The sequence below is a fragment of the Variovorax sp. Root318D1 genome, from assembly GCF_001424835.1.
Classification (GTDB): domain Bacteria; phylum Pseudomonadota; class Gammaproteobacteria; order Burkholderiales; family Burkholderiaceae_C; genus Variovorax.
Genome location: NZ_LMCQ01000009.1, coordinates 1 through 12572 on the forward strand (window position 1 = coordinate 1; position 12572 = coordinate 12572).

Here is a 12572-nt window from a genome sequence, read left to right on the forward strand (position 1 = left end):
ATGCTGCCGGTGGCCCAGGCGGGGAAGGCGGCGGTGGCGGCGGCCACGGCGGCCTCGACATCGGCGGCGCTGCCCTGGGCGTACTGGCCCAGCACGTCTGTGAGGTTGCTGGGGTTCAGGTTGGGGCTGTAGCTGGCGCCGGTGCGCCATTCGCCGTTGATCAGGTTGTCGAAGCGGTCCATGTGTTGAGGTACGAAGTGGTTGATGAAAGGTCGATGCGGTAGAAGCGCAGCGCATTGCCGCTCATCACGGCCTGCCGCTGCTCGGGCGAGAGGCCGTCGAGCATGCGCCAGACGCCCTGCACCAGGGGTTCGAAGCCGATGCGCAGGCTGGCCACCGGAAAGTTGCTGGCGAACATGCAGCGCTGCCAGCCGAAGATGGCGAGCGTTTCGCGCACGATGCGCGCGTTGGCACTCCAGTCCCACGGCTGGTCGCGCAGCCCGAATTCGGAGAGCTTCACGTGCACGTTCGGCTGTTGCGCGAGAACGACCATCGCACGGCGCCAGCACGCGAGGCCTTCTTCGCTGCGGTCCCAGGCCAAGCCGTGGTGGTTGAGCACCATCGGCAATTTCGGGAACAGGGCCGCCACTTCGGCCGCTTCGGCCAGGTGCCAGGCCGGAACGCGCATGTCCCAGCTCAGGCCATGTTTTTCGAGCAGCGACAAGCCCCGCAGCCAGGCTTCGTCCTGCATGCTGCCCGGTTGCCCGGCGACCCTGTGCGTGGGCGTGGCCGACGTCAGCGGTTTGCTGCGCACGCCGCGTACCAGCGGATAGCGCAGGTGCTCGAGCAAGCGCTCCTCGGTGTCCGGCCGATCGAGCCAGGCATGCGCGACCACTGCGTTGGGAAGGCCATGCGATGCATTCATCTCGTGCAGCCAGGCGGTTTCGGCCACCTGCTCGCCGCGGTCGCGCTCCGCCTCTACGTGCACCGTTGCGATCACCTCGACGCCGGCGCTGGCCGCGCGGTAGTCCTCGGGGAGAAAGTCGCGGCGCAGCGCTGCATGCTCGCCCAGGAAGAAGGCCTGCGGGTCGTACGCATGCTGCAGCCAGGGGTAGTGGCCTCGTGACAGGTCCCACAGGTGATGGTGCGCGTCGACGACGGCTATGGGGGGCATCAGTTGGCCCAGAGATAGGACGTGTCGGGTTCGCGCAGCGTGGCGATCTGCTGCTCGAACTCGAAGCTGTCGAGGTCGAGACGCCGGATCGTCTGGTCCTGGAACGAGATCCACGCCGAGCGGCCGCCAGGAGGCAGCGACAGTGCGAGCGGGTTGGCCGGCAGCGCGATGCAGCGCTGCTCCTTCAGGTCGGTGCCGAAGACCGACAGGCTTTGCTCGCCCGAGTTGGTGGTCAACAGCACCTCGCGGCCGTGTGCATCGGTGCTGAGGTAGACGCGGTTCGGATCCCGCCGCGTCTTGCCGGTTGCCACGATCTTCATGCTCGCCGTGTCGACCGCCACGATGGTGTCGTCGCCGCGGTTCGCCACATACAGCAGGCTTTCGTCGGACGACAGCGCGTTGCCTTCGGGCACCGGACCCGGCACCATCGCCACGGGCGTGAAGGCCGGGTCGTGCGGCTTGATCTTGGTGACCGTGCTCGACAGCAGGTTGAGCGCGTAGGCGGTCTGCGCATCTTTCGTCAGCGCGAACAGGTGTGTCTTGTAGCCGCCCGAGGGCACCGCAAGGTCGGGCACGTGGCGGTGCAGCGGATCGGAAAAACGCAGCAGCGTGTTGTGGGCTTCCGACATCACATACAGGCGTCCCTCGGCATCGACGGCAAGGCCGTGCGGGCGATAAAAAGGCCAGATGTCGAGTGTCGCGACGTGTGCCTGCGCCTCCAGGTCGATCACGAACACCGAGTGCCCGCCCATCTCGCCCAGATGGCTGGCGGTCTCGATTCCGTAGTGGCCCACGTAGGCGCGCTTGCGCACCGGGTCCACCACGAACTCGTGCGGAAAGTCGGGCAGCACGACATGTTTTTCGGCCTGCCCGGTGGCCGGATCGTAGAAGCTGAAGGTATGGGCGCACTTCTGAACCAGCAGCAGGGTTTCACGTGTCGACATTGGCGGGGTTTTCTGAAATACGAAAAGGGCAGGGCACGGTGCTCAGCGGAACCAGCTCGCAGGCACCATCACCAGTGAGGGAAAGAGCACGAAAAGAAAGAGCAGCGCCGTCTGCGCCAGCAGAAAGGGCCACACGCCTTTGATCACGCTGTCCAGGCTGGTCCCGGCCACGCCGGCCGCCACGTTGAGCACCGTTCCCACCGGCGGAGTCAACAGGCCAATTGCGTTGTTCATGATGAACATCACGCCGAAGTACACCGGGTCGATGCCCGCTTCCCGCACGATGGGCATCAGGATGGGCGTGAGGATGAGCACCGTGGGCATCAGGTCCAGCGCGGTGCCCACGATGATGACCAGCACCATCATCATGAACATCAGCAGGATCTTGTTGTCCATGAAAGGCCGCAGCAGCGTGGACGCCTGCGACGGAATGTCCGCAATCGTGATGAGCCAGGCCGACACCAGCGCCGCCGCGACCAGGAACATCACGGTGCTCGACGTCTTGGCCGCGGAGAGCATCAGAACGGGCAGGCGGCGCAGATCGAGGTCGCGGTAGACCAGCAGCCCCACCACGAGCGAATACACGACGGCCACCACCGCGGCTTCGGTCGGCGTGAACACACCGAACTTCATGCCACCGATGATGACCACCGGCAGGATGAGCGCCCATACGCCGTCCGCCAGCGCCTTGATCAGGCGGCGCATCTCGAACTTCTGCAGCTTGGCGGAAGACTCCTTCCTGGCGCAGAACCACCAGGTGCAGCCCAGCGCCGCGGCCATCATGAGGCCCGGAAAAATGCCGGCGAAGAACAGCTTGGTGACCGAGATTTGCGCCGCCACACCAAACACCACGAAGGCGATCGAAGGCGGAATGATCGGCGCGATGATGCCGCCGGCGGCAATGAGGCCCGCCGAGCGCGGCACGTCGTAGCCGGCGTTGCGCATCATCGGGATCAGCATCGCGGCCACGGCCGCCGTATCGGCAACGGCCGAGCCCGACACGCTGGCCACCACCAGTGCCGTGAGGATTGCGGCGTAGCCCAGGCCGCCGCGCAGGTGGCCAACGAGCGCATCGGCCACCGCGACGATTCGCCGCGACATGCCGCCGGCGTTCATCAGTTCGCCGGCCAGCATGAAGAAGGGCACCGCCATCAGCGGATAGTTGTTGACGCCCTCGAGCAGGTTTTGCGCGAGGATTTGCGTGTCGAAGCTGTCCAGATGCAGCATCAGCGCCACGCCGCAGGCCAGAAGGGCAAAGGCAATGGGCACGCCGAGTGCCATGGCACCGAGCAGCGAACCCATGAAGATGACGATGGTCATGATCAATTCCCGGGGTCAGTCGCCGGCGCTGCCAGCTTGCATTGCGAGCTCTTCGCTGCCCATCTGGCCCGTGACCTGGCGCCACAGTCCGTGCGCGAGCACCAGGGCCATGCCCACGCTGCTGATGAGCAGGCAGGAATACACCAGCCCGAGCGGCACGCCGGTCACCGGCGAGAGGTTGTCCATGCCGATGATCACCTGCTTCCAGGTGCCGTGCGCCAGCAGTGCGCAGCACGCGAGCGTGAGCAGGTCGGCCGCAAAGCGGCAGATGCGGCGGCCGGTTTCGCCCAGCCGGTCAATCACGCTGGACATGCCCAGGTGCGCGTTGTCCTTCATCACCACCAGCGCGCCGATCAGCGTGAGCCACATGAAGACGAAGCGCGACACCTCTTCCGAGAAGACCATGCCCGAGTTGAAGAAATAGCGCAGCACCACGTTGCCGAACACCAGCATGATCATCAGGCCCAGGAGCACGACGAGCAGGCTTTCGACGGCCCGCGTCAAGAGATCGAGTTTCATGAGACTCTTTCAGTGGGCGCTTACTTGAGGCCGTCCACTGCGGCCAGCAATTCGGGCCCGTTCTTCGTTGCGTAGGTCTTGCGCACCTCGTCGCCGACCACGGCCTTGAAGGCGGTGGCATCGAAGGTCTCGATCACCGTCATTCCGTTCTTCTTGAGCTCGGCGATGATGCCCGCCTCGTTCTTCTGGTTGAGGTTGCGCTGGAAGGCCTTGGCATCGGCCGCGGACGAGAGCACCACCTTCTGCATTTCGGGCGACAGCGCATCGAACTTGCGCTTGCTGAACACCACCGGCATGGCCGTGAAGGCATGCCGCGTCAGGGTGAGATGCTTCTGCACCTCGTAGAACTTGGATGCGTAGGTGATGTCCACCGGATGCTCCTGCGCATCGACCGCGCCGGATTCGAGCGCGCCGTAAAGTTCGCCCAGTGGCATCGGCACGGGGTTGGAGCCCAGCATCCTCCAGGCCTGAATGTGGATCGGATTGGGCATGGTGCGGATCTTCAGGCCCTTCACATCCTCCGGCGTGCGCACCGCGCGGTTTTTGGTGGTGATGGAACGGAACCCCACCTCCCAGAAAGCCAACTGCGTGAGGCCGTGCGCATCGAGCGACTTCATCAAGCCCTGGCCGACCTCGCCGTCGACAGCCTGGTAGGCATGCGCCGGATTGCGGAACAGGAACGGGATGTCCAGCACTTCGAACTTGGACGACAGGCCCGAGAAGTTGCCGCTGCCGGCCATCATCATGTCGATGGTGCCGCCGCGCACCGCGCCGAGCACGGTCGAGTCGTTGCCGAGCTGGCTACTCGGGTAGACCAGCACTTCGAGCATGCCCTTGCTGCGCTCCTTGACGAGGCGGGCGAACTCGAGTGCGGCCTGGTGCTGCGAGGCTGTCTCGGGGCCGGCGTGGGCAAAACGGATCTTGGTGACTTGGGCGTGAGCGGCGAGCCCTGTGGCGAGCAATGCGCTGCACAGCGCGAGCTTGAGAAAGGAAAGGCGTTGCATGGTTTGTCTCTTGTCTGGATTTGTTGTGTCGTGAAAGGGAGCGCGGGAACGAGGAAGGAAACGAGGAATGGAACTCCTAGGTTGCCCAGCGCAGCACCAGCGGATCGAGCCGCCGCGCGGTCTCGATCAGGCCCTTGCGGGTCTCGGGGTGCATCGTTGGCCAGGGGTGGCGAGGCGCTTCGCAGGCGATCACGCCGCCTTCCTTCATCAGCGCCTTGGCAGCAAGGAAGCCCGACTGCCGGTTCTCGTGATTGATCAGCGGCAGCCAGCGCTGGTAGAGCGCAAAAGCCTGGTCGCGGTCGCCGGCGCGGTGCGCCTCGATGATCGGGCGGATGCCATCCGGGTAGCCGCCGCCGGTCATCGAACCGGTCGCGCCGGCGTCCAGATCGGGCAGCAGCGTGATCGCTTCTTCGCCATCCCACGGTCCTTCGACCGCGTCGCCGCCGAGCCGGATCAGTTCGCGCAGTTTGGATGCCGCACCGGCCGTTTCGATCTTGAAGTAGGCGACATGCTCGATCTCGCGCGCCATCTTCGCGAGGAACGCGGCCGACAGCGGAGTGCCCGCGGCCGGCGCGTCCTGCACCATGATGGGAATGTCCACCGCGTCAGACAGTCGCGCATAGAAGTCATGGATCTGCGGCTCGGGCACGCGGAACGTGGCGCCGTGATAGGGTGGCATCACCATGAGCATGGCGGCGCCCATGGCCTGCGCACGGCGGCTGCGTTCGGCGCACACCGTGGTGCTGAAGTGCGTGGTGGTCACGATCACCGGCACGCGGCCGGCCACATGTTCGAGCACGGTGCGCGTGAGCACCTCGCGCTCGTCGTCCGACAGCAAAAATTGCTCGGAGAAGTTGGCCAGGATGCAGAGGCCGTCGGAGCCCGCTTCGATCATGAAGTCGACGCAGCGCTTCTGGCTAGCCAGATCGAGCTCGCCGCTTTCGGTGAATGGCGTCGGAACGACGGGGAAGATGCCGCGGAAGCGGGCAGGGCGAGTGGTTGTCATGGTGTGGTGAAAGAAGTTGCGGGTCAGGTGACCACGCTGATTTGCCAGGGCACGAACTCCTGCTGGCCGTAGCCGTGGAGCTCGCTGCGCGAGGGTTGGCCCGAGGCGGTGTCGAGCAGCATCTCGAACAGCCGCGCGCCGAGTTCCCCGATGCTGCGCGTGCCGTCGAGCACCTCGCCGCAGTTGAGGTCCATGTCGTCCGACTGCCGCTCCCACAGCGCGGTGTTCGTTGCGAGCTTGAAAGAGGGCGATGGCGCGCAGCCATAGGCCGAGCCGCGTCCCGTCGTGAAGCAGATGAGGTTGGCGCCGCCCGCCACCTGGCCGGTGGCCGAGATCGGGTCATAGCCGGGCGTGTCCATGAACACGAGGCCCTGAGCCCGCACCGGTTGCGCGTACTCATACACGTCGACGAGATTGGTCGAGCCCGCCTTGGCGATCCCGCCCAGCGACTTCTCGAGCACGGTGGTCAGGCCTCCGGCCTTGTTGCCGGCCGAAGGGTTGTTGTCCATCGCTGCGCCGTTGCGCGCGCAGTAGGCTTCCCACCAGCGGATGCGGTCGACCAGCTTGCGGCCGATCTCGGGCGATTGCGCGCGGCGTGTCAGCAGGTGCTCGGCGCCGTAGATCTCGGGCGTTTCCGACAGGATGGCCGTGCCGCCGTGCGCCACCAGCAGGTCGACCGCCGCACCGAGCACCGGATTGGCCGAGATGCCGGAGTAGCCATCGGAGCCGCCGCATTGGAGGCCCACGACCAGGTGACTTGCGGGCACGGTCTGCCGCCGCACCGCGTTGGCCCGCGGCAGCATCTGCTGGATCAGCTCGATGCCGCGCGCAATGGTGCGCGTGGTGCCACCGGTGTCCTGAATCGTGAAGCTTTGCAGGCGGGCGCTTTCCGTCAGGCCCTGCGTGGCCAGCAGTGTGGACACCTGGTTGGTCTCGCAGCCGAGGCCGATGACCAGTACGCTCGCAAAGTTGGAATGGCATGCGTAGCCGCCCAGCGTGCGTTGAAGAATCGCAAGGCCTTCGCCTTCAGGATCGACCGCACAGCCGGTGCCGTGCGTGAGCGCCACCACGCCGTCGATGTTCGGGAACGGCGCCAGCATCTCGGGGTGGATGTCGCGCCGGAAGCGGTCGGCGATGGCGCGCGCCACCGTGGCCGAGCAGTTCACCGAGGTGAGGATGCCGATGTAGTTGCGCGTGGCGACGCGGCCGTCTTCCCGAACGATGCCTTCGAAGGTTGCGGGCTCTGCCGCGCGCACCGTCGGGCGTGCATCGGCCGAATGCGCATGGTCGCGCGTGAAATCGCCCATCGCGAGGTTGTGCGTGTGCACGTGCTGGCCCGCGCGAATCGGCCGGCTCGCAAAGCCGATGATCTGCCCGTAGCGGCGCACCGCGGCGCCCGGCTCGATGTCGCGCCTGGCCATCTTGTGGCCCGGCGGAACGAGGCCGGCCACGGCCACGTTTTCGCTTTCGATGTGCGTGCCCGCGACCAACTGGTCGAGCGAGATCACGACGTCGTCGTCGGCATGGAGCCGGATCACGCGGGCTTGGGAGCGGGGCAGGGACATGGCTGTTGCACCGTCACTCGACGATGTTGAAGTCCTTGAGGTACTCGGTCTTCAACGTGAGGCCCAGGCCCGGCTTGTTGTCGTCCAGCTGCACGAAGCCGTTCTCGGCCACCGGCTCGCCGTCGAAGATGTAATAGAACAGCTCGTTGCCCACTTCGACGTCGTGCATCGGGAAGTACTCGCTCATCGGCGACGCCAGCGTGCTCATCGTCAGGTGGTAGTTGTGCATCTGGCCCGCATGCGGAATGACCGGCACGCTGTAGGCCTCGCACAGCGCGTTGATCTTGTGCGCCGCCGTGATGCCGCCCACGCGGTTGGTGTCGTACTGCACCACCGACACCGCCTTGCGGTCCAAGAGCTGCTTGAAGCCGTAGAGCGAGAACTCGTGCTCGCCGCCCGAAATGGGAATACTGGTCAGCTGGTTCAGCTCGGCGTAGCCGTCGATGTCGTCGGCAATGACCGGCTCTTCGAGCCAGCGCGGCTGGAATTTTTCGAGCTTGGGCAGCATGCGCTTGGCGTACTCGACGTTCCAGCCCATGTAGCACTCGAGCATCAGGTCGTTGTCGTAGCCGATGACTTCGCGCACCGCCTCCACCGACTTGAGGTTTTCCGCCACGCCCTTCTGCAGGTGCGCCGGGCCGTAGCCGAAGCGCATCTTGAATGCGGTGAAGCCCTGGTCGAGAAACTTCTGCGCCTCGGCCTGCATTTCCTTCAGGTCGGTGCGGTACAGCTTCGAGTAGTAGCAGGGAATCTTTTCCTTGGTGCGGCCGCCGAGCAGCTTGAACACCGGCTTGTTCACCGACTTGCCGAGGATGTCCCAGATCGCAAGGTCGACCGCCGAGATGGCGGCCATCGTCACGCCCTTGCGGCCCCATGCGTGCGTGGCGCGGTACATGCGCTGCCACAGGTATTCATAGTCCCACGGGTCTTGGCCGATGACCAGCGGCGCCAGGTACTGGTCGATGATGGCCTTGGCAATGGCCGGCGCAAGCGCCACGTTGCCCAGGCCCACGATGCCGTCGTCGGTCTCGATCTCGACCACGGTCCACGAATGGAAGCGGAAGGTGCTCATGGTTTCCTGCGGTGCGTACAGCAGGTCCATCGCGTTGGAGCAGAAGTTGCCCTGCGGCGGAACGGTCTTGCCCTTCCATTCGAAAACACGGGCGCGCACGGATTTGATCTTCATGTCGGTTGCTCTTGGTGGTGATGGATGTTTCGGTCACGCCGCGGTGACGGCGGCGTTGCGCAGGCGCGCGGCGCCCATGCGGCCGGCAATCTGGAACGCCTGCCACATGGCCTCGGCGCTGGCCTTGCCTTGGCCTGCGATGTCATAGGCGGTGCCGTGCGCGGGCGTGGTGATCGGAATTGGCAGGCCGCCTTGCACCGTGACGCCGCGGCTGAAGCCCAAGAGCTTGATCGCGATCTGGCCCTGGTCGTGGTACATGGTCACGATCGCCTGGTACTCGCCGGCCTGGGCCTTCAGGAAAATGGTGTCGGCCGGGAATGGGCCGTGGAAAGGAGACGCGGTGGGCCAGCTGCGTGCCTGCAGAGCCTTGACCGCCGGCTCGATGATCTCGACCTCTTCGCGCCCGCACACGCCGCCGTCGCCGCCGTGCGGATTGAAGGCCGCGATCGCGACCTTGGGCTCGGCCACGCCGTTGGCCAGCAGCGAGCAGTAGATCAGCTCGGCCGCCTGCTCGATGCGCTCCACGCTCAGGTAGCCGGCCACATCCTTCAGCGGCACGTGCGACGAGATGCGCGAGGTCCAGAGCTCGCCGAGCGTGTTGAACTCGCAGAAGTAGCCGGTCACGCCCAGGTGATCCGCAAAGTGGTGCAGCTCGTCTTCATGCTGCATGCCGCCGATCTTCATGGCCTGCTTGTTGAGCGGCGCAAAGCAGATCGCATCGACCTCGCCGGCCAGCGTCGCGTCCATGCACTGGTTGAGCACCTCCAGCACTGCGCGTCCGCCCGGCGCCGCCGCCCGGCCGCGCTGCACCAGCGCCGGATCGATGCTCCGCACCGCCAGGAAGGCCGGACGCGCCGTGCTCGCGCGGCTCCGCACTTCGGCCAGTGTCTTCACCTCGTCGGTGGCAACGGAGACGCCGGCGATGCGCTGGCCGTCTTCCCACAGCCAGCGGTCGCCGACCAACACGATGTTCACGTCCGCGGTGGCGTCGGGACGGGCCAGTAGCCGCGCGATCAGTTCAGCGCCGATACCGGCGGGGTCGCCCAGGGTGAGGGCAACGACGGGGAGGGCTTGCATATTCATCGGGGTGGGCCTAATCCAGCTTGATGTGGTTCTTCTTGATGACGTCGCCAAAGCGCTTGTATTCGGCGGCATGGAATTGCGCGAACTGCGCCTGGGTCATCGGGGTGATCTCGGCGCCGATGGCGTCGAGGCGGGTCTTGGTTTCGGGCATGGCCAGCACCAGGTTCACGGCGTCGTGCACCTTGTCCTGCACCGCCTTGGGCGTTGCGGCCGGCATGTAGATGCCGTACCAGGCGCTCATCTCGATGCCGGGCACGCCGGCTTCGGCGAGAGTCGGCACGTTGGGCAGTTGCGGGTTGCGCTTTTGCGTGGTCACGGCGAGCGGGCGGACCTTGTTGTTCCGGATCTGCCCGATCACCGAAGGCATGGTGTCGAAGCTCAGTTGCACCTGGCCGCCGACGAGGTCGATCAGCGCGGGGCCGCTGCCCTTGTACGGCACGTGGACGAGGTTGACGCCCGCCGCATCCTTGAACATCTCGGCCGCGATGTGCTGCGTGCTGCCCGCGCCGCTGGTGGCGTAGTTGAGCTTGCCGGGCTCCTGCTTCGCGAGCTTGACCAGCCCCTGCACCGAGTCGGCCGGCACGCTGTTGCTCACCACCAGCACGTTGGGCACCGCGCCGACAAAAGCCACCGGCACCAGGTCGCGGTTGCTGTCGTAGTTGAGCTTGAGCAGGTGCGGTGCAATCGCATGCGCCGTGACCACGCCCATCACCATCGTGTAGCCGTCGGTGGACTTGGCCGTGGCGTCGGCCGCGAGCGTGTTCGATGCGCCGGGCCGGTTGTCGACCACCACCGGTTGCTTGAGCAGGGGTCCGAGCCGGTCGGCCACAGCGCGGGCCATGGCATCGGTGCCGCCGCCGGGCGCCGAGCCGACATAAATCTTGATGGGGCGAGTGGGCCAGTCCTGGGCCTGTGCGGCGCCAGCGCCAAGTGCCAGCAGCCCCGCGGCCGTGGCCGCCATGAGCGTTCTATTCATCTGCTTGTCTCCGACTGTTTTTCCAAAATCCTCGGGGCCAATCGTAGGCAGGCGATTGATCCTCGTAAACTGAAAGCTCTTGATCGATCAATAACTGGAGGTGATCAAACAATGGGCTCCATCGACAAGCAGGACACCACGCCCCAACTGCTCAACCGGCTGCGCATGCGGCAGATCGCGCTCATCCTGGCGATCGAGGACCGCCGCACCCTGCGCGCCGCGGCGGGGCAACTCGGGTTGACGCAGCCCGCGGCCACCAAGATGCTTCATGAACTCGAGAGCGCGCTCGGCCAGTCGCTGTTCGACCGCGTCGGCCGGGGCCTGCAGCTCAATCCGGCCGGCGAACGCGTGACCGGCTACTTCCGAAGCATTCGCGGCAGCATGGAGGCGCTGAACCGCGAACTCGGCGAACTGCGGCTCGGCAGCGCGGGCAAGTTCTCCGTCGGCAGCATCATGGCCGCCTCGCCCGGGCACCTGACCGAGGCGCTGCTCGGCCTGAAGGCGCTGTTCCCGCTGCTCTCAGTAGAAATTGCCGTCGATACCAGCGACCGACTTTTGGCGCAGCTGCGCGAAGGCGTGCTCGAAGTGGTGATCGGCCGGCTGGTCAGTCAGCCGGGCTTCGACTGCGTGTTCAGGGCCATCGAGGACGAGGGGCTTGCGGTGGTGGTCGGCAACGACCATCCGCTGGCGCGCAAGCGCAAGGTGGAGTTCGAGATGTTGCTGGACTACCCATGGATACTGCAGCCGGCCGGCAGCCCGATGCGCGACCTGATCGAGCACGAGTTTCGCGATCACCATGCAACGCTGCCCAAGGGGCTGATCGAGACGGGCTCCATCCTGACCACCATCAACCTGATCCGGCGTTCGCAAATGATCGCGGTGGTTCCCGAGGCCATGGCGCGCCGGGACGCCGAGCACGGGCTGCTTCACATCGTGCGCTACCGCATCCGCCAGAAGCTCGAAGCCTATGGCAGCCTGGTGCGCAAGGACCGTCCCCTGACCAAGCCCGCGGAGCATTTTCTCGAGCTGGTGCACGCCCGGGCGAAAGCTGCGCGCGCAGAGTAGCCACGCCGGGCGCGAGTAGAACTTGTCCTGCATCGACCATGGAAATCGTCCGGCCCGGCGACACTTTGCGCCAGCCAAACTGCCGTCTCCCAACCACTTGGAGGCCCCGATGCCGGATGACATGGAGATCCGCGTTCCGCAGAACGATGAGCAAATCGACATCACCGACCTGAAAGAGGTCGACTACTGGACAAAGTGGTTCGGCGTCAGCGAGGCGCGGCTGCGCATGGCCGTCGCATCCGCCGGCACCATCAAGGACGATCTGCGGATCTACCTTGGCCTTCCCTGAGGCTCAAAGCCTCAAAGCTCGCGGAGGGCCGACCCCGGCCGCACCCGCTGATCGAGCGACGCGCCGGTGGATGCGGTAGCCAACTTCGTAGCGTGCCTTGGCCGTCGGCCTTGGCTGACCCTGACATCCGCCTTTGCCTGAGCGTTTCCGCAGTGGCGTCCGCACCACCATCGGATCCCACTCAGGAGATTGCCAAATGAACACCCCATCGCCACGGCCGCCCCGCAAGCACTCCCCCGACGAACCCGAACTCACCCAGGAAGAATCCGTGCCCTTGGACGGAACCGACCCCGAGGGCGAGGAAATGATGAAGAAGGTCGAGAACAGGAAGCTCGAGGACCACGGCGACGCCGAACGCAAGACTCCCGACAAGGCGTGAATCCGCAGCTTGGCGCGGTGACTTTGTCTTCTCGCGAAGAACGGCGATGCCCTACAACCTGGGCCACGCCGCCTTGATAAAAAGCCGTTGGCGGGCATCGGCTGCCCGGCCTGCGGAGCCCC

The 12572-nt window shown here is 65.6% G+C and carries 14 protein-coding genes; 3 read left to right on the top strand and 11 right to left on the bottom strand.

Features of this window, described 5'->3' with window-relative positions; genetic code table 11:
- The 11 genes from ASC78_RS09245 to ASC78_RS09295 all read right to left on the bottom strand — a co-directional run.
- Positions 1-182 (bottom strand): aldehyde dehydrogenase family protein (locus ASC78_RS09245; RefSeq protein WP_157634419.1); only part of this gene is annotated, 182 nt, incomplete at its 3' end.
- Positions 161-1114, bottom strand: a complete 954-nt coding sequence (locus ASC78_RS09250) for an amidohydrolase family protein (RefSeq protein WP_055799705.1) — start codon at positions 1112-1114, stop codon at positions 161-163. The genes ASC78_RS09250 and ASC78_RS09245, both read right to left, overlap by 22 nt.
- Positions 1114-2058 (bottom strand): YncE family protein, encoded by a 945-nt coding sequence (locus ASC78_RS09255; protein ID WP_055799708.1) that lies wholly within the window; start codon positions 2056-2058, stop codon positions 1114-1116. The genes ASC78_RS09250 and ASC78_RS09255 overlap by 1 nt, the downstream gene beginning before the upstream one ends.
- A gap of 42 nt (positions 2059-2100) precedes the next feature.
- Positions 2101-3378, bottom strand: a complete 1278-nt coding sequence (locus ASC78_RS09260) for a TRAP transporter large permease subunit (protein ID WP_055799711.1) — start codon at positions 3376-3378, stop codon at positions 2101-2103.
- 15 nt (positions 3379-3393) lie between these two features.
- Entirely contained in the window at positions 3394-3897 is a 504-nt protein-coding gene (locus ASC78_RS09265) for a TRAP transporter small permease (RefSeq protein WP_055799728.1), read from the bottom strand.
- A 20-nt stretch (positions 3898-3917) separates the two neighbouring features.
- The gene (locus tag ASC78_RS09270) at positions 3918-4901 is read right to left on the bottom strand and encodes a TRAP transporter substrate-binding protein (protein WP_055799731.1); all 984 of its coding nucleotides are present in this window, start codon (positions 4899-4901) and stop codon (positions 3918-3920) included.
- A 76-nt stretch (positions 4902-4977) separates the two neighbouring features.
- Positions 4978-5907: a dihydrodipicolinate synthase family protein gene (locus tag ASC78_RS09275; RefSeq protein WP_055799734.1), complete on the bottom strand. Its 930-nt coding sequence runs from the start codon at positions 5905-5907 to the stop codon at positions 4978-4980.
- 23 nt (positions 5908-5930) lie between these two features.
- Positions 5931-7472 carry a UxaA family hydrolase gene (locus tag ASC78_RS09280; protein WP_055799738.1) on the bottom strand — a complete coding sequence of 514 codons (1542 nt, stop codon included), beginning with the start codon at positions 7470-7472 and terminating at the stop codon, positions 5931-5933.
- Positions 7473-7485: 13 nt separating this feature from the next.
- On the bottom strand, positions 7486-8658 hold the full coding sequence (locus ASC78_RS09285) for an L-rhamnonate dehydratase (protein WP_055799739.1): 1173 nt from the start codon (positions 8656-8658) through the stop codon (positions 7486-7488).
- A gap of 33 nt (positions 8659-8691) precedes the next feature.
- Positions 8692-9741, bottom strand: a complete 1050-nt coding sequence (locus ASC78_RS09290) for a 4-hydroxythreonine-4-phosphate dehydrogenase PdxA (RefSeq protein ID WP_055799742.1) — start codon at positions 9739-9741, stop codon at positions 8692-8694.
- Between the two features lie 10 nt (positions 9742-9751).
- A complete protein-coding gene (locus ASC78_RS09295; protein ID WP_055799745.1) occupies positions 9752-10717 on the bottom strand; it encodes a Bug family tripartite tricarboxylate transporter substrate binding protein in 966 nt (321 codons plus the stop codon).
- Between the two features lie 111 nt (positions 10718-10828).
- Between ASC78_RS09295 and ASC78_RS09300 the strand changes: the two genes are divergently transcribed.
- From ASC78_RS09300 to ASC78_RS09310, 3 genes are all read left to right on the top strand, one after another.
- Complete coding sequence (locus ASC78_RS09300) at positions 10829-11782, top strand: LysR family transcriptional regulator (RefSeq protein ID WP_055799749.1); 954 nt, start codon at positions 10829-10831, stop codon at positions 11780-11782.
- Positions 11783-11891: 109 nt separating this feature from the next.
- Positions 11892-12071, top strand: a complete 180-nt coding sequence (locus tag ASC78_RS09305; protein WP_055799751.1) for a DUF3606 domain-containing protein — start codon at positions 11892-11894, stop codon at positions 12069-12071.
- A 196-nt stretch (positions 12072-12267) separates the two neighbouring features.
- Positions 12268-12450 carry a hypothetical protein gene (locus ASC78_RS09310; protein WP_055799753.1) on the top strand — a complete coding sequence of 61 codons (183 nt, stop codon included), beginning with the start codon at positions 12268-12270 and terminating at the stop codon, positions 12448-12450.
- The last annotated feature ends 122 nt before the right edge of the window (positions 12451-12572 follow it).